We start from the raw sequence: 14,835 nt of genomic DNA on the forward strand, positions 1-14,835 counted from the left end.
TACCGGCCTGTCACGCCGGGGGTCGCGGGTTCGAGTCCCGTCCGCTGCGCCATATCTGCCTCAAGGCCCACTGAACGCCTTGAAGCACAAAGAAAGCCTTTGGCTGACTTTGATCCGATAGCAAAGGCCCTGGTCGAAAGACCGGGGTTTTTTGTTTCTGCGATTTGGCTTTCTGCTGCAAGAGCCGGCAAGCCGGCTCCCACTGCGTAGTCAGAACCCCAGTTTGTCCCGCAACCCGTAATACCAGGCGCCCAGCGCCGCAAACGGCGTGCGCAACAGTTGCCCGCCCGGGAACGGGTAGTGCGGCAGGTCGGCAAACGCATCAAAACGCTCCGCCTGACCTCTCAGTGCCTCCGCCAGCACCTTGCCTGCCAGGTGCGTGTACGTCACGCCATGGCCGCTGCAGCCTTGTGAGTAATAGATGTTGTCGCCCAGACGACCCACCTGCGGCAAGCGCGACAGGGTCAGCAGGAAATTGCCGGTCCAGGCGTAATCGATTTTCACGTCCTTGAGCTGCGGGAAGGCCTTGAGCATCTTTGGGCGGATGATCGCTTCGATGTTGGCCGGGTCACGTGCGCCGTACACCACGCCGCCGCCGAAGATCAGGCGCTTGTCGCGGGTGAGGCGGTAGTAGTCGAGCAAGTAGTTGCAGTCTTCGACGCAATAATCCTGGGGCAGCAGCGTCTTGGCCAGTTCATCACCCAGCGGTGCCGTGGTGATGACTTGCGTGCCGCAAGGCATTGATTTGGCCGCCAGCTCCGGCACCAGGTTCCCCAGATAAGCGTTGCCCGCGACGATGATGAACTTGGCCCTGACCTTGCCTTCGGCGGTGTGCACCACCGGGTTCGCGCCGCGCTCGATGCGCACCGCGGCCGATTGCTCGTAGATCGTGCCGCCCAGGGATTCAACGGCAGCCGCTTCGCCCAGTGCGAGGTTGAGTGGGTGAATGTGCCCGCCGCTCATGTCGAGCAAGCCGCCGACATAGTTGTCACAGGCCACCACTTCGCGGATACGGCGTTCGTCCAGCAACTCGAGTTGCGTATGCCCGTAGCGTTCCCACAAGCGTTTCTGCGATTCCAGGTGGCCCATGTGCTTGCTGTTGAGGGCGGCGAAAACGCCGCCATCCTTCAAGTCGCACTGGATCTGATATTTGGCCACGCGCTCGCGAATGATCCTGCCGCCCTCAAACGCCATCTGCCCCAGCAGCTGCGCTTGCTTGGGGCCGACGCTGCGCTCGATCACATCGATGTCGCGGCTGTAGCTGTTGACGATTTGCCCGCCGTTACGGCCCGACGCACCAAACCCCACCTTGGCGGCTTCCAGCACGGTGACGCGAAAACCGTTCTCCAGCAGAAACAGCGCGCTGGAAAGGCCGGTGTAGCCGGCGCCAATCACACACACATCGGTTTCGACGTCACCTTGCAGTACCGGGCGTGGCGGTGCCGCATTCGCGGACGCGGCGTAATACGACTGGGGGTAGGGGGTGTTCGCCATCCTGGAACCTCTGTTTTATATTTTTTACGAGTGCGCCGATCCTACCTGAGTTGAAAATTGCCTGCCAGCCACCCGAAAATCACCGGTGCACCCGGCGCAAATAAATAATTCGCATATTCATAGGGTTAGCTGCAAAAAAGATGTTGACACCCCTCCGGAATTCCGTAGAATGCCGCCTCACAGCAGGCACGTAGCTCAGTTGGTTAGAGCACCACCTTGACATGGTGGGGGTCGTTGGTTCGAGTCCAATCGCGCCTACCAAACAAAATCCGCTCTGCTGGGCGGTCTAGAAGGGCTCACCGAAAGGTGGGCCCTTTTTTGTTGTCTGCCATTTACTCACGCCCCGTTCGGCGCCCGCCTTCTTGTTCAAATCGCCCCGAGTGCATCGGTGCTGATCACACGCTGCGCCGATGTGATTGAGGTTTACTCAAAATAGCCGATACCGGTGTGGGCTCGATTCCACCGACGCGGAAAAGCTCACCTATTTATCCATCTGGTTTGTCGTTGTCGGCTTTATTTTCGGCTTTCGCCTGTTTGTTGAGCTAGGCGCGCGTCTGGCCCGATACGCCAAGGCCTTGAATGGTCTGGCGGGGTGTTAAAGCCCTTGAGGCCTATTATTTAAGATCTTCAGCGCGAATGCGGCCCCCGCGCGGTTATACGCAGCGGTGGTTGAAAGGCAGGCAGTACTGATGGGTCAGCAGAACAGCGTGGCAACCGACAAAAGGCAGATGATTTGAACAACCATCTGGCAGCGTATTTCACCATTTGTTGTCGTCATATTCATTTGTCCTGCGTACATAGCGGCTACCTCTTGGTCGGCAATACTGCCGTGAGCGGTGCGCAAAACGCGCAACAGCTCAAGTGAGTATAGGTCTGGAACAGGATTCTTCACGGTCCCGTCGTTTTAGCGCGATTCAGCACGTTTTCGCCGGCGCCCATCGGTAAACGATACACGTCAATCAATCCCACGAGCCCAAGCAGCGCCACGCCCACGAAGGCCACCCGAAAGTCCCCGACGGCCGCGTGCACGGCGTGCCCTTGCACAGCCATCGACGCCCGTAACAATAGCGCCGCCATGGAGACCCCCAGACCCATCGCCAGCTGGAACGCCATGCTGAACAGCGCCGACGCCTCGCTCATCCGCGCCTTGGGGACGTCGGCGAAGCCGATTGAGTTGTAGCAAGTAAACTGCATCGACCGTGACAGCCCACCCACGAACAGCACGGCCGCAATCAGCGGTAAGGGCGTTTGCACCGTGAACAAGGCACAGGTTGCAACCAATGCGACGCCAATAGCGCCATTGACCAGCAGCACGGGGCGGAACCCGAAGCGTTGCATGATGGGCGTCGTGAAGGGTTTCATTACCAGGTTGCCGGCAAACACCGCCAGCACCAGCAAGCCGGCATCCACCGCAGAAAGGCCAAAACCCACTTGAAACAACAGGGGCAGTAGAAAGGGCAGGGCGCTGATGGCGAGACGGAACAGCGACCCGCCAAGAATACTCACGCGAAAGGTGCCGATGGACAGGGTCTGAAGCGGTAATAACGGTTCGGCATGCTGGCGGCAATGACGCACGGCCCATGCCGCGAGCAACGTGCCCGTGGCCACCAGTACAAAACCCGGGATCAGCGTTTCGCTGGTCTGGTTGCCCAGCCATTCCAGCCCGCCCAGCACTGCCACACACGCACCTGCCAGCAGCACAAAGCCTTTGGCATCGAATCGCCGTACGCTGGCCTCGCGCCCCTTGGGCACAAGCCACAATGCGGCAACCAAGGCCAGCACTCCCAGAGGCAGATTTACGTAAAAAATCCACGGCCACGTTGCGTGGGTCACGATCAAACCACCCACCAACGGCCCTAGAATCGGCGCGACCAGTCCGGGCCAGGTGATCACCGCAATCATGTTCACCAAGTCTTTTTTGTCGGTATTGCGCAGCACCGCCAGGCGCCCCACCGGCACCATCAGCGCGCCGCCTACGCCTTGCAGCACCCGGGCGATCACGAACATCTCAAGGCTTTGGCTCAACCCGCAAAGCAGCGAAGCCAGGGTGAAGATGATGATCGCACCGGCGAACACCCGGCGTGCGCCAAAACGGTCGGCGATCCAACTGGACAGCGGGATGAAGATCGCCACGGCAAGAATGTACGCGGTGATGCCGATATTCATGTCGACCGCCGTGACCCCGAACGCGGACGCCATGGTGGGCAAGGCGGTGGCGATGACGGTGGCATCGAGGTTCTCCATGAAAAAGGTCACGGCGACCACCAGGGCGATCAAACGGGTTTGCACGCTTGAAACAGGTGTAACGGATGAAGTCACCGGTGTTGGCCTTTTTTCAGTGAAGGTCGATCGCACTCGACAATACCGGGTCAGCCCTGGGCCCGCACGCTCGAATTACCGCGTCTGCGTCACCTTCTTCAAATACCGCGGCTGATCCGGATTGCGCCCGCGCGTCACAGCCAGCTGCGCTGCGCTCACATAGAACCCTTGGATCATCGTGAAGGGCTCCAGTAGCGCATGTGCGGTCGGCACGCTGGGCAACAGGCCTTCGCAAGCCGTGGCGCGCCGCGATCAATCACAATTGAACGCCTCTATTGCGTCGCCAGCGAGCTGACGAATTTTGTGCACCTGTCTATCGGCAGCGGTCTTGGTGCCGGTTTGTACCTGGTAACCGCCGGTATTCCGGCCACTGGCACAATGCTGGTGAGATCGGGCACATGATGGTGATTCCGGGTGGCAAGGCGTGTTCCTGGGGTAACCAAGGGTGTTGGAGCACCTGGGGCCGCTGGGCAGGACGCAGTGCCATTGGGGGCGGCAGCCTTGATGATGCTGGCGCAGATCAGCCCGGATTACGAGGCTGGTCAAGCCGCAGTAAGCCTGCATACTGGTCGCCGACTCAATTCATACCAGGGAGCACGCTATGGAAGTGTCAATGGAAGTGTCGTTCGACGTAACGGCGCAGGAGCGTGAGGCCATCCTCAAACCGCTGAGGGCGTACAACCTCGGTCACACGGGCAACATGGCGTTCGAAACCATCGGGATTTTGTTGCGAGACCCCGCTACACAAGAGGTTGTCGGTGGCCTTTATGGAAAAATTTCCTACGGATGGATGTTCATTGAGCTGTTGAGCATCCCGGATCAGATGCGTACCCAAGGTACCGGCACGCGGTTGATGCGCGCCGCCGAAGAGTTGGCCCGTGAGCGGCAATGTGTCGGGATTTGGCTAGACACCTTCAGCTTCCAGGCGCCGGGGTTTTATCGAAAGCTGGGCTTCAGTGAATTTGGCCATATCGCTGATTACCCGGCGGGTCACCAGCGGCACTTTTTCCAGAAACGCCTCGGCTGAATCTTCGTACGGCGCCGGATCGCCCGGCGCCAATCATCCACAAAATTTATTGGTTTGCAGCAACAATTTTTCTTGTTGGACACCTCCCGCCCCCAGGCAGCAAAGTTGCCGCCACTGACGCTCGACCTATCGGGTCAACAATAAAAACCGCGCCGGGCTGCATGCCACTTTCATGCTGTGAACCCTTTGTTCACATCCTGCTGTAATGGCGCCGCAGCGCGCATTCAAGGACCTCTTCGTCATGCAAACTGTTGTGAACCTATGGCCGTTGATCGGCGTACTTGTCATCGTGGTTGGCTTCGTCTTGCGCTTCAATCCGCTGTTGGTGGTCACCGCCGCCGCCATTGCCACCGGGCTGGCTGCCCACTTCCCGCTGGAAAAAATTCTCGCCAGCATGGGCGATGGTTTCCTTCAGACCCGCGCGCTGCAACTGATCCTGTTATTGCCCCTGGCTGTTATTGGCCTGCTGGAGCGCCATGGCCTGCGCTTGCATGCACAAAACTGGATCGCGCGTTTCGAGCGAGCCACGGTCGGGCGCCTGTTGATCATCTACCTGTTTGTACGCGAGTCCACCGCCGCCATGGGCCTGACCAGCCTGGGCGGGCATCCGCAAATGGTGCGGCCGTTGCTGGCGCCCATGGCCGAAGGGGCGGCGGAAAAGCGCTACGGCAAACTGCCGGATACGTTGCGCCACAAAGTGTTGGCCATGTGTGCGGCAACCGATAACGTCGGGCTGTTTTTCGGTGAGGACATCTTTGTCGCCTTTGGTGCGATCGCGTTGATGCACACCTTCCTGCTGGGTTCGGGGATTGATGTGGAGCCACTGCACATTGCGGTGTGGGGCATCCCGACGGCGATTTGCGCCTTTGTCATCCACGCCATTCGCCTGCACCGGTTTGATCGCAGGCTGACGCGCGAGATGACGCCCGCCGCCACGCCGGTGGAGGCTGCACAATGATCATCTCCATTGAGTACCTGTACTGGCTTGCCGGTGTTCTATTGCTGATAACTGCAGGAATGATCCTGCTGGATCGAACCCACCCTAAACGCTGGTCAACCGCGCTGTTCTGGCTCTTGTTTGCCGTTCCATTCCTGGTGGGGGAGCGCTTGCCGTCGGTGGTCATTGGTGTTGGCGTGGTGGTGATGGCGCTGATCGCAGGCTTGGGTGGCGTCGGCCGCGGCAAGCATGCCGAACTGCATGACAAGGCCTCCCGCGCGAGTGCCGGGCGCCTGGGGCATAAATTGTTTATTCCCGCGCTGGCCATTCCCCTGACCACCGTGATTGGTTCGGTGTTGCTCAAACACACCGAGATCGGCGGCGTACCGCTGCTGGACCCGAAAAACACCACCTTTGTATCCTTGGGCATCGGCTGTCTGATCGCCCTCGGCCTGGCTTGCTGGCTGACCCGCGATACTCCGGTGCAAGCCTTGCGTGAATCCCGGCGCCTGACCGAGGCCCTCGGCTGGGCCATGGTGTTGCCGCAGATGCTTGCAATGCTGGGGCTATTGTTTAATGAAGCCGGAGTGGGCACGGCCGTTGCGCATGTCACCACTACCTACATCAACCTTGATTTCAAGTTGGTGGCGGTGATGGTCTACGTGCTGGGTATGGCGCTGTTCACGGTGATCATGGGTAACGGCTTTGCGGCGTTTCCGGTGATGACCGGCGGTGTCGGCGTACCGGTGTTGGTGGGCGTGTATGGCGGCAACCCGGCGGTGATGGCGGCGATCGGCATGTTCTCCGGCTATTGCGGCACGTTGATGACGCCCATGGCTGCCAACTTCAATATCGTCCCGGCGGCGTTGCTGGAGTTACCGGACAAGAACGCGGTGATCAAGGCTCAACTGCCGACGGCGTTGATGATGCTGGTGGTCAATATCGTGCTGCTCTACCTGTTGATGTGAGGCCAAAAATGCAAACTGTGTTGCTGACGGGCTTCGAGCCCTTTGACCAGGACCTGATGAACCCGTCCTGGGAGGCATCGCGCCAGTTGGACGGCGTGCGACTGAGTGAAGATGTGCACATTGTGGCGCGTCGACTGCCCTGTGCGTTTGCCACGGCGGGGGCGTGCCTGACGCGGTTGATCGCCGAATTTGACCCGGTGATGGTGATTGCCACAGGCCTCGCCCCCGGCCGTAGCGATTTCTCCATGGAGCGGGTGGCGATCAACGTGAACGACGCACGCATCCCTGACAATCTGGGAGCCCAACCGGTCGATACCCCAGTGGTGGTCGGGGGGCCGGCGGCCTACTTCACGACCTTGCCGATCAAAGCGATGGTCAAGGCTGTGCGCGAGGCCGGGATCGCGGCGTCGGTATCACAGACGGCGGGGACCTTTGTGTGTAATCAGGTGTTTTACCTTTTGCAGCATGCCCTGGCCGGCACGGCGATACGCAGTGGCTTTATCCACGTACCCCCCAGCCTTCCGGATCAGGTCTCTGGTGCGGTGCAGCCCTCTATGGCACTGGTGACAATGGTTGAAGGTTTGCGGGTTGCGCTACAGACGGCGTGGGATACGCAGGTGGATATCGTGCAAACCGGTGGGCAGGTCAGTTGACCTGCCAGGCTTGCCTCAACCGGCCAACGCTCGGGTCAGCCCGAAGGTAATGGCGCAGGCCAACCCCGTCATCGCGAACGCAGTGGCCACATACCATTTGATCAGGTTCAGCTCTGTGGTTGCCAGGTCCGCGCGGGTTGCATAGTGTTTTTCATGGGTGGTGGAGTGCCTTTCAATGGCTTCTGCCCTGTTCGAAACGGCGATCAGCTTCTCTTTCATGTCAGCCAGCCCTTTTTCCAGTAAACCCAAGCGTTTTTCCATACCAGAATCTCCGTTATTACCTGCACCGGCTCTACCCTGAGCCAGCGTGTTCGTCCCGCCTGATTGATGCTGTTTGTTCTCCAAAGCGTGACACCTTTTTTGAATGATCTGAGAGAGCGCTCTGGGCAAGAGTAGAGGCAGATGGGAACGGCTGCGACCTACAAAACTTTGCAAAATAACACCAGGGTTCTGGCACGCACTGCTCAGTGTTCCCGCTTCGGAAAAATCAGCTCAAAACATGTCAATGCGCCTTCACTGGTGACGCTGTAGCGGCCGTTATGCAGCTGCATGATGGTCGCGACGATCGATAAACCCAGCCCGTTGGACTGGGCCGAGCGTTCCCGCGATTCGTCCACCCGATAAAACCGTTCGAACAGCCTGGGCAGGTGTTCGGCGGGGATGGTCTCTCCCTGATTGCTGACGCTCAGGCGGATGCCTTCGGCATTTGGCGTGGCTTGAATCACCAGCTCCGAACCGGGGGCGCCGTATTTGATGGCATTGGCACACAAATTTGCCAGCGCCCGGCGCAGCAGCATCGGTTCAGCCCAGATCACGCCTTCGCCTTGCGCGAGGATGCTGATATTCACATCGCTCGCCAACCCTTCGAAGTAATCAGCCATGCGTTGCACTTCATCCGCCGCACTGAGCTCCTGGCGCTGGCGCAAGGCGCTGGCCGGATCGGTGCGGGCGAGAAACAGCATGTTGTCGAGCATCCGTGCCAGGCGTTCGAGCTCTTCGACATTGGAGGCCAGCAATTGCTGATAGCTTTCGATGCTGCGGCTCTGCTGAAGCGCGACCTGGGTTTCGCCCAGCAGGTTGTTGATCGGCGTGCGCAGTTCGTGGGCCATGTCGGTCGACACCTGGCCCAGTTGCACAAAACCCTTGGCCAGCCGCTCGAGCATGGTGTTGAAAGAGTCGATCATCGGCAGAAGTTCTTTCGGCGCACCGTGGCTGTCGAGTCGTTCGGCAAGGTTACCCACGCCGATGCCTTGCGCGTGTGTGGCCAGGCGCCGCAGCGGCAGCAGGCCTCGGTACACCAGCAGGTAACCGACCAGGGCGAGGATAATCGCCGCGATGCTGGCCAGGATAAATACGCTCAGGCGATAGCTGGCAAGCATGGCGGTACGTTCGGTCATCAAGCGTCCCGTGGTGACTTGCAGGCTTCCCAGGTCTCCGGAATCAATGGAGGCGGCGACGGTGGCGAAGGGTACGCCGTTCACTCCAGGTAAGTGGTGCACGTCGGAAAAGCCCAGTTCATGGTCCTTTGGCACGGGCGTTACGTTCGGCATTTCAATGTTGCCCGGGTTGACCAGCAATAACGGCTTCTGCCCCGGCGCCGCGATACTCAGCACCGACTCGCTGTTGCCCAGCATGTTCCGGAACAGCTCCGGCTTGGTCTTGATCAGGTCCAGGGTGTTGCTGTCGTTGAGCAGGTTGCGCAGCTGGTCGGCGCGATAGATCAGCGCGGCATCGTCACGCTTGATCAGTTCACGCTCAAGTTCGCGGTACAGCGCCACGCCCAGGGTGGCCAGCAGGGCAAAGGCGAGCAGGGCGAAGATCAGCGCCAGTCGCAGGGTCAGCGAGTAGTGGCGGCGGTTGTTCATGGCTGAGTGTCGAAGCGGTAGCCAATGCCCCGCACGCTGTGGATCAACTTGAGCTGGAACGGGTCGTCGATTTTCAGGCGCAGGCGCCTCACGGCGACGTCGACTACATTGGTGTCGCTGTCGAAGTTCATGTCCCAGACGCGCGAGGCGATCATCGAACGTGACAGCACCTGGTCCTGATGGGTCGCGAACAGATGCAACAGGGCGAACTCTTTATTGGTCAGGGTAATGCGCGTGCCGGCGCGGGTGACGCGGCGTTTGAGCACGTCGATCTGCAGGTCGGCGATGTGCAGCTGTTCTTCTTCGCGGCTCGGGCCGCGGCGGGTCAAGGTGCGCAAACGCGCGACCAGCTCGGCGAAGGAGAACGGCTTGATCAAGTAATCATCGGCACCCAGTTCCAGGCCCTTGATGCGGTCGGCAATGTCGTCGCGGGCGGTGAGAAACAGCACCGGCGTGTCGGCCTCCTTGCGCAGGCGGCGCAGCACTTCCCAACCGTCCATTTTCGGCATCATCACATCCAGCACGATCACGTCGAATGACGTTTCCAGCGCCTGGTGCAACCCGTCCACACCGTCACGGGCAAGGCTCACGGAGTAACCCAGTTCCTGCAGCCCATTGAGCAGGTAATTGCCGGCCTTGGGTTCGTCTTCGACTACAAGGATATTCATGGGAAGTGCCCTGGTTCTGTGCGTGGCGCAAGTGTAGCCCGATCAATTGTCACTGGCGCAACCGATGCCCTGTACCTGGTAGTCCAGCACATGTTCGCGGCCCTGGTGGTCGAGGTAATCGAGGCGGGCAGGGACGATGCCGCACTGCCCGTAGGTGTCGGTGCTCGACAGCACTTTGTCGACGTCCAGGTGCACGAAGAAGCCGGTCTTGTCGTGGATCACGTTGTTGGCGGAAGAGGTGTCGGCGGCAAATGCGGAACCGGTGGCAAGCAGCGCGGCGAAGCCCAGGATAAACAGTTTCATGGCAGTAGCTCTCTTAAAGGGTCGGCTGCCGGGATTGGCAGTGAGTTCACAGTAACCAGGCGCCCCAAACAGCCAACCAACAGGATCATGACAAGTTCGTAATCAACGGATTCAAGGCTGGCGACCGGACGCTTCGAGGATCAGGTCGGTGATTTCCTTGGCGTGGGACACCAACGACAAGTGGCTCGAAGGCAGCTCGATGGTGGTGGCGTTCATGCGCTTGGCGAGGAAGCGTTCCAGCTCCGGGTTGATGGTCTGGTCATTGCTCGACACGGCGTACCAGGACGGCTTGGTGTGCCAGGCGGCATTCACTGTGCGACCACTGAACAGCGTCTTGGTAATCGGTTGTTGTACGGCGTACAGCTCCAGTGCCTTGGCGCGGGGCACGTCGGCGGCGAAGTACTTCAGGAAAGCGTCCTGGTTCAGGGTCAGGTAACCGTCTTGCTCTTCAACGCCGGCTCGCACCGGCATGCTCGGGTATTTGGCGGAGAGCGCGAGGAAGTCTTCATTGGCGTCCGGTGCGCGGGCTGCCACATACACCAGAGAGCTGACCTTCGGGTTCGCGCCGGCGTCGCTGACCACGGTGCCGGCGTAGGAATGGCCGACCAAGACGGTAGGACCGTCCTGTTGATCGAGTACGCGGTTGGTGGCGGCGACGTCATCGGCCACCGAGGTCAGCGGGTTCTGTACGGCGGTGACATGCAGGCCGGCGGCCTGAAGACGGGTGATCACCTCGGACCAGCTCGAGCCGTCCGCCCAGGAGCCGTGCACCAGGACCACGTTGTTGGCTTTGATCGGTGCGACGGTGCCGGCCATGGCGGTACCGGTGCCCAGCATCAACAAGCTGGCGGCGATCAGGCAGAGTGTGCTTGCAGGTTTCATCGTGCGGCCCTTCATCAGTGTGCAGGTGTGTCACCCGGTGGGGGTGACTGACGACGTCACTGTATGAAGTGAGGGTGCTGACAAGACTTACAGCTTCATTACATGCTTGTAATGCAAAGGGGGAGGGCAGTGCTCTGCAACGTTTACAAGTGTTGACGTGATCCGTAGATTGCATCGGAGTCAGCATTTGTCAGCGATAAAAAGGAAACCCCGCAGTGTCTATTCAAGGTCCAGCCGCATTTACCCAACGCTACCGCGCCTTTTTATTCGATATGGACGGGACCTTGCTCAACTCTATCGCCGCCGCCGAACGGGTCTGGGGTATCTGGGCTGAACGCCACGGCCTGGAGGTGGCGGCTTTTCTGAGTACCATTCACGGCGCACGAGCCATTGATACGATCACCCGACAGGCATTGCCAGGCGTGGACGCTGAAGTTGAAGCGCAGTGGATAACCGAGGCGGAAATCAACGATGTCGAGGGTGTCGTCGCGATTCCAGGCGCTGTCGAGTTTCTGAACAGTTTGCCTGGCGATCAGTGGGCGCTGGTCACGTCTGCCCCCAGGGAGTTGGCGTTGCGCCGCCTGCAAGCGGCGGGCATTGCGCCGCCGGCAGTGCTGGTAACAGCCGAGGATGTCGCCAGCGGCAAACCGGATCCGGCTTGTTATGTGCTGGGTGCGCAGCGTCTGGGCGTACCGGTGCAGGACTGCCTGGTGTTCGAGGATGCGACGGTGGGGATTCGCGCCGCGGAGGCGGCGGGGGCTGACGTGGTAGTCGTGACCTCGACGCACTTGCAGCCCATGGTCACGGTACATGCGTCGATTCAGGGGTATGAGCGCGTGTGCGTGCATCGTAACGATGACGGGTTGCTGAGTTTATCGGTCGTCGTGGCTTGATACACGAAAGCCAAACCCGTTATCGCTCCTGATTTCATCAGTTGCCGGGTCGGTCCGACTTACGCTGTTTTCCGGCAGGGCCTGCAGTCGGCTGCTGCGAAGGCCCTGTCGGGACATCACCATTTCTCTGAGGATTTCGTTCGCCAGCCGGGCTATCGCTTCTGCGCCGCGATAGTGCGCGCGCACGATACCGGTGATTGCAAAGTGGTCGGTTTCAGGGCCGCTGAGAACAGCCGACAATGTGCCGTCAGCGTGCAGTGTGCAGGCGATTGTGTAACTGGGCAGGCGGGCCGCCAGCGCAGTTTCAATTTCGGATTTACTCAGGGTATCCATCTGTTTCAGCCCTTAATACTGACCGTGCAAGCCCAAGCATAGGTCTTGCTGCGACACTGTAAATGCCGGTGATCTGATAGCCCGCAAGGAGGCGTCATCGTGCAGTTTTGTGGTGCGTTCGTTGAGCGGCGCGTTGACACAACTTGCGCAGAATCGCCTTCTGAATAGGCTTGAGGCAGAACGCAAACAGGTAACCGCACAGAAACAGCGCCAGATCAGGCCAAGAGCTACCATGGGAGGCGCTGCTACTTTCAATTTCGTATCTCAGGCCATAACCCAGCGTCACGAAGACCAGCCCTATCAGCAGGACGATCCACCAGGACTTGGAAACTAGGGGCTTGGGGGCGGCGTGCCTCATCGACGTGCTCCTGAATGCACTCGGACGGCAGGATAAGAGTCAGAAGATTCGGCTGTGGATTACGCAACAAGTTCAAGTCGTCAAGACAGTTTCATCTTGGGGCGAAGCGCAAGGCGCAAAGCGTGCTGTTCACGCAAGAGACGCGAGCAGGCTTTAAGGGTCTTCGCCAGCCGTTACAGTGAACGAAAGGGCTGGCTACTGAGAGTGCGTCAAGGAGTCTGGTTTTTGTCCGGAGCCGTCAGGCCAGCCTGGATACGCTGGTAAATCTCCTCGCGATGCACGGCAACGTCCTTGGGTGCGTTGATGCCGATTCGTACTTGCTGGCCGCTGACGCCCAGAATGGTGATCGTGATGTCATCACCGATGTTTATGCTTTCACCGACTTTGCGGGTGAGTATAAGCATGGACTTCTCCTTGATTACTTTTAAGGACACATGTTTCAGACAGGGCAGATGTCGGATGTGTGTAGCTTACTGCTAAGCGCTTCCCTGTGACTGCCTCTTTTAGGACGCATAGAGGCGACATTAATTCCCATGGCGGCATCATACAGGTCTGCGATACATCATTCGCATTGTTTAAGCCAACGTTTATGACGGCCAGAATAGACAGTGAATGATAAAGTTGCCTCTTTATCCTCAAAGGAGCAGGGCAGTGCGTAAAGTAGCGATGGCAATTGCGGTGTTGGCATTGGCCGGTTGCGGTGAAGGCAAACCTGTCGAAGCGCCCAAGGCCAAGCCTGCCGTGACTGAAAGCCAGCCAGACACCGGCGCGATTGCCGCTCAGGAATGGGATGTGTGGGTCGGCCCGCCGGACCACAAGCTCCAGGCAATCACTGACTTGACTGCCTGGTTGCTGGAACATGGGTTTAATTTTTATATCGTGAAAACAGACGGCAAGGACGATGTCCTGTTGGGGCCGTTCGCCAGTAAGGCCGAAGCCGAAGCCAAGCAGGCGCAACTGACCGAAAAACTGGCCCGCGCCAAGAAAAATGACACCGAGTCCCAGGTGATTGAACACAAGGTTGCACAGTAACCAACAGATCGGGCGGGAGCTCCTCCCGCCTTCAACCGCAGGCTTTCAGGTTAACCGGGCCGACAAACTCGTTGCCCCGCCCCATCACGCAGGCCACGGTCTGGTTGCGCTGGCGCTCCCAGGTTTGTACCGGGTAAGTCTTGTTCCAGGCTTCATACAGTTGGCGGTCCTGTTTCGACAGGCGCAAGCCATATTGTTTGCTCATGTAAAAGTAGGTCCGGGCAATCATTCCGCGAATAGACGGGCGCGGCATGACCTTTTTTGCCTTGAAGTCCACTTGGGTCAAACATGAGCCGTACTGTCCGGTTTGTACCGGCAGCCAACCAAAACTGAAGTTATTGCGATCACCATTGACCTCCCCGATGCTCGGCACCAGGTTGTGCAAGTCGGCCTCTGCACGCTTGAACACATCATCGCGGCGCGTACAGTTCTTGCGTCCACCGTTCTGCCAGCATTGACGCTGATGGCCGATCTGCCAGGCTGGAACGATATGCTCCCATTCGATGCGTGCGGCACGGTTGGCATTTTTGCGTGGAATATACCCGCAGGCTTTTAAATCCACCCGGTTGCCGGTGTATTTGCAGCCGCAGTAAAACTCTGTGGATTGTGGCGCATAGAGCTTCCAGGCAACTTTCTTGGCTTCGCTGAAGGTTCGAGGCGCCTGAGCGTTGGCAGTAATGGCAAAAAACAGACAAAACAAAGCAGTAAAGCGAACACTCATTGAATCAATCTTCCTTCGGCACAACCCAGAAAATCTGCACACCACCGTCGTCCCGATAAGCGAGGGTCACGTTGTCGTTCTCCGCAATTTCTTCCAGCAAGCGCGCCCATTCATCTTCGGGCTCTTCGGGTAAACGGAAGATCAAGGCTGCCTTGGCTTTCTGGGCATTGGTCGAATTGATAATTTTTTGCACACGAACGGCCAAGCGTGCGTAAGCGTCAGGCGGGGTTGGGGCTGCGGAAGAGGACTTTGCCACGGAGCATTCCTTAGTTTGCTGTATGTGTATACAGTATTTAACTATAAGGAATTTCGCAACTGCTTAAAACTCAGGACTTGCGCGGGGAGTTGTGGCGGGGAAGTTTCAAGAGAAGATAGAGGCGAG

General features: G+C 58.9%; 20 protein-coding genes and 1 tRNA gene. 8 read left to right on the forward strand and 13 right to left on the reverse strand.

The genetic code is table 11. The features are described 5' to 3' along the window. Positions 1-210: 210 nt before the first annotated feature. Positions 211-1,494 (reverse strand): FAD-binding oxidoreductase, encoded by a 1,284-nt coding sequence (locus tag FPT15_RS26810; RefSeq protein WP_145165825.1) that lies wholly within the window; start codon positions 1,492-1,494, stop codon positions 211-213. A gap of 184 nt (positions 1,495-1,678) precedes the next feature. Between FPT15_RS26810 and FPT15_RS26815 the strand changes: the two genes are divergently transcribed. Beyond that, a tRNA-Val gene (locus FPT15_RS26815) sits at positions 1,679-1,755 on the forward strand. 433 nt (positions 1,756-2,188) lie between these two features. Here FPT15_RS26815 and FPT15_RS26820 read toward each other — a convergent pair. Continuing rightward, positions 2,189-2,386, reverse strand: a complete 198-nt coding sequence (locus FPT15_RS26820; RefSeq protein WP_145165826.1) for a hypothetical protein — start codon at positions 2,384-2,386, stop codon at positions 2,189-2,191. Next, on the reverse strand, positions 2,383-3,738 hold the full coding sequence (locus FPT15_RS26825; RefSeq protein ID WP_145165892.1) for an MFS transporter: 1,356 nt from the start codon (positions 3,736-3,738) through the stop codon (positions 2,383-2,385). Before FPT15_RS26825 ends, FPT15_RS26820 begins: the two co-directional genes overlap by 4 nt. 473 nt (positions 3,739-4,211) lie before the next feature. Here FPT15_RS26825 and FPT15_RS30170 point away from each other — a divergent pair, with 473 nt between their 5' ends. From FPT15_RS30170 to pcp, 5 genes are all read left to right on the forward strand, one after another. Further along, positions 4,212-4,448, forward strand: coding sequence for a hypothetical protein (locus FPT15_RS30170; protein WP_256676524.1), 237 nt, complete (start codon positions 4,212-4,214; stop codon positions 4,446-4,448). After that, positions 4,415-4,840: a GNAT family N-acetyltransferase gene (locus tag FPT15_RS26840; RefSeq protein ID WP_145165827.1), complete on the forward strand. Its 426-nt coding sequence runs from the start codon at positions 4,415-4,417 to the stop codon at positions 4,838-4,840. The genes FPT15_RS30170 and FPT15_RS26840 overlap by 34 nt, the downstream gene beginning before the upstream one ends. Before the next feature lie 241 nt (positions 4,841-5,081). Next, on the forward strand, positions 5,082-5,798 hold the full coding sequence (locus FPT15_RS26845; protein ID WP_145165828.1) for a DUF969 domain-containing protein: 717 nt from the start codon (positions 5,082-5,084) through the stop codon (positions 5,796-5,798). After that, entirely contained in the window at positions 5,795-6,745 is a 951-nt protein-coding gene (locus FPT15_RS26850) for a DUF979 domain-containing protein (RefSeq protein WP_145165829.1), read from the forward strand. Before FPT15_RS26845 ends, FPT15_RS26850 begins: the two co-directional genes overlap by 4 nt. 8 nt (positions 6,746-6,753) lie before the next feature. Further along, entirely contained in the window at positions 6,754-7,398 is a 645-nt protein-coding gene (gene pcp / locus FPT15_RS26855; protein WP_145165830.1) for a pyroglutamyl-peptidase I, read from the forward strand. Between the two features lie 15 nt (positions 7,399-7,413). Here pcp and FPT15_RS26860 read toward each other — a convergent pair whose 3' ends face one another. The 5 genes from FPT15_RS26860 to FPT15_RS26880 form a co-directional block, all read right to left on the reverse strand. Beyond that, entirely contained in the window at positions 7,414-7,659 is a 246-nt protein-coding gene (locus FPT15_RS26860; protein WP_145165831.1) for a hypothetical protein, read from the reverse strand. Between the two features lie 203 nt (positions 7,660-7,862). Next, positions 7,863-9,263 carry a heavy metal sensor histidine kinase gene (locus FPT15_RS26865; RefSeq protein ID WP_145165832.1) on the reverse strand — a complete coding sequence of 467 codons (1,401 nt, stop codon included), beginning with the start codon at positions 9,261-9,263 and terminating at the stop codon, positions 7,863-7,865. Further along, entirely contained in the window at positions 9,260-9,931 is a 672-nt protein-coding gene (locus tag FPT15_RS26870; RefSeq protein WP_145165833.1) for a heavy metal response regulator transcription factor, read from the reverse strand. The genes FPT15_RS26865 and FPT15_RS26870 overlap by 4 nt, the downstream gene beginning before the upstream one ends. A gap of 42 nt (positions 9,932-9,973) precedes the next feature. Further along, complete coding sequence (locus FPT15_RS26875; RefSeq protein WP_145165834.1) at positions 9,974-10,234, reverse strand: DUF2790 domain-containing protein; 261 nt, start codon at positions 10,232-10,234, stop codon at positions 9,974-9,976. 111 nt (positions 10,235-10,345) lie between these two features. Next, the gene (locus FPT15_RS26880; RefSeq protein WP_145165835.1) at positions 10,346-11,116 is read right to left on the reverse strand and encodes an alpha/beta fold hydrolase; all 771 of its coding nucleotides are present in this window, start codon (positions 11,114-11,116) and stop codon (positions 10,346-10,348) included. 215 nt (positions 11,117-11,331) lie between these two features. Between FPT15_RS26880 and FPT15_RS26885 the strand changes: the two genes are divergently transcribed. After that, positions 11,332-12,009 (forward strand): HAD family hydrolase, encoded by a 678-nt coding sequence (locus tag FPT15_RS26885; protein ID WP_145165836.1) that lies wholly within the window; start codon positions 11,332-11,334, stop codon positions 12,007-12,009. Here FPT15_RS26885 and FPT15_RS26890 read toward each other — a convergent pair. From FPT15_RS26890 to csrA, 3 genes are all read right to left on the reverse strand, one after another. Beyond that, a complete protein-coding gene (locus FPT15_RS26890) occupies positions 11,989-12,342 on the reverse strand; it encodes a hypothetical protein (protein WP_256676525.1) in 354 nt (117 codons plus the stop codon). The two genes, FPT15_RS26885 and FPT15_RS26890, sit on opposite strands and share 21 nt — an antisense overlap. Before the next feature lie 94 nt (positions 12,343-12,436). After that, on the reverse strand, positions 12,437-12,700 hold the full coding sequence (locus FPT15_RS26895) for a hypothetical protein (protein WP_145165837.1): 264 nt from the start codon (positions 12,698-12,700) through the stop codon (positions 12,437-12,439). A 209-nt stretch (positions 12,701-12,909) separates the two neighbouring features. Continuing rightward, positions 12,910-13,104, reverse strand: a complete 195-nt coding sequence (gene csrA / locus FPT15_RS26900) for a carbon storage regulator CsrA (protein WP_003192511.1) — start codon at positions 13,102-13,104, stop codon at positions 12,910-12,912. A 262-nt stretch (positions 13,105-13,366) separates the two neighbouring features. On the opposite strand from csrA, the gene FPT15_RS26905 reads away from it, so the two are divergent. After that, entirely contained in the window at positions 13,367-13,732 is a 366-nt protein-coding gene (locus FPT15_RS26905; protein WP_178119758.1) for an SPOR domain-containing protein, read from the forward strand. Positions 13,733-13,763: 31 nt separating this feature from the next. On the opposite strand, the gene FPT15_RS26910 is transcribed toward FPT15_RS26905, so the two are convergent. Then, positions 13,764-14,453, reverse strand: coding sequence for an endonuclease (locus FPT15_RS26910; protein WP_124418031.1), 690 nt, complete (start codon positions 14,451-14,453; stop codon positions 13,764-13,766). 4 nt (positions 14,454-14,457) lie between these two features. Then, positions 14,458-14,709 carry a DUF1654 domain-containing protein gene (locus tag FPT15_RS26915; protein ID WP_106580525.1) on the reverse strand — a complete coding sequence of 84 codons (252 nt, stop codon included), beginning with the start codon at positions 14,707-14,709 and terminating at the stop codon, positions 14,458-14,460. Positions 14,710-14,835 lie beyond the last annotated feature (126 nt).

It is taken from the genome of Pseudomonas sp. RGB (assembly GCF_007713445.1).
Lineage (GTDB): Bacteria > Pseudomonadota > Gammaproteobacteria > Pseudomonadales > Pseudomonadaceae > Aquipseudomonas.

What these genes read in the sequence shown, in the direction of transcription:
- FPT15_RS26880 (WP_145165835.1), bottom strand. Translation starts at nt 11,116, where the DNA reads ATGAAACCTGCAAGCACACTCTGCCTGATCGCCGCCAGCTTGTTGATG.
- pcp (WP_145165830.1), top strand. Translation starts at nt 6,754, where the DNA reads ATGCAAACTGTGTTGCTGACGGGCTTCGAGCCCTTTGACCAGGACCTG.
- FPT15_RS26875 (WP_145165834.1), bottom strand. Translation starts at nt 10,234, where the DNA reads ATGAAACTGTTTATCCTGGGCTTCGCCGCGCTGCTTGCCACCGGTTCC.
- csrA (WP_003192511.1), bottom strand. Translation starts at nt 13,104, where the DNA reads ATGCTTATACTCACCCGCAAAGTCGGTGAAAGCATAAACATCGGTGAT.
- FPT15_RS26870 (WP_145165833.1), bottom strand. Translation starts at nt 9,931, where the DNA reads ATGAATATCCTTGTAGTCGAAGACGAACCCAAGGCCGGCAATTACCTG.
- FPT15_RS26865 (WP_145165832.1), bottom strand. Translation starts at nt 9,263, where the DNA reads ATGAACAACCGCCGCCACTACTCGCTGACCCTGCGACTGGCGCTGATC.
- FPT15_RS26910 (WP_124418031.1), bottom strand. Translation starts at nt 14,453, where the DNA reads ATGAGTGTTCGCTTTACTGCTTTGTTTTGTCTGTTTTTTGCCATTACT.
- FPT15_RS26850 (WP_145165829.1), top strand. Translation starts at nt 5,795, where the DNA reads ATGATCATCTCCATTGAGTACCTGTACTGGCTTGCCGGTGTTCTATTG.
- FPT15_RS26860 (WP_145165831.1), bottom strand. Translation starts at nt 7,659, where the DNA reads ATGGAAAAACGCTTGGGTTTACTGGAAAAAGGGCTGGCTGACATGAAA.
- FPT15_RS26890 (WP_256676525.1), bottom strand. Translation starts at nt 12,342, where the DNA reads ATGGATACCCTGAGTAAATCCGAAATTGAAACTGCGCTGGCGGCCCGC.
- FPT15_RS26905 (WP_178119758.1), top strand. Translation starts at nt 13,367, where the DNA reads ATGGCAATTGCGGTGTTGGCATTGGCCGGTTGCGGTGAAGGCAAACCT.
- FPT15_RS30170 (WP_256676524.1), top strand. Translation starts at nt 4,212, where the DNA reads ATGATGGTGATTCCGGGTGGCAAGGCGTGTTCCTGGGGTAACCAAGGG.
- FPT15_RS26825 (WP_145165892.1), bottom strand. Translation starts at nt 3,738, where the DNA reads ATGGAGAACCTCGATGCCACCGTCATCGCCACCGCCTTGCCCACCATG.
- FPT15_RS26840 (WP_145165827.1), top strand. Translation starts at nt 4,415, where the DNA reads ATGGAAGTGTCAATGGAAGTGTCGTTCGACGTAACGGCGCAGGAGCGT.
- FPT15_RS26895 (WP_145165837.1), bottom strand. Translation starts at nt 12,700, where the DNA reads ATGAGGCACGCCGCCCCCAAGCCCCTAGTTTCCAAGTCCTGGTGGATC.
- FPT15_RS26810 (WP_145165825.1), bottom strand. Translation starts at nt 1,494, where the DNA reads ATGGCGAACACCCCCTACCCCCAGTCGTATTACGCCGCGTCCGCGAAT.
- FPT15_RS26845 (WP_145165828.1), top strand. Translation starts at nt 5,082, where the DNA reads ATGCAAACTGTTGTGAACCTATGGCCGTTGATCGGCGTACTTGTCATC.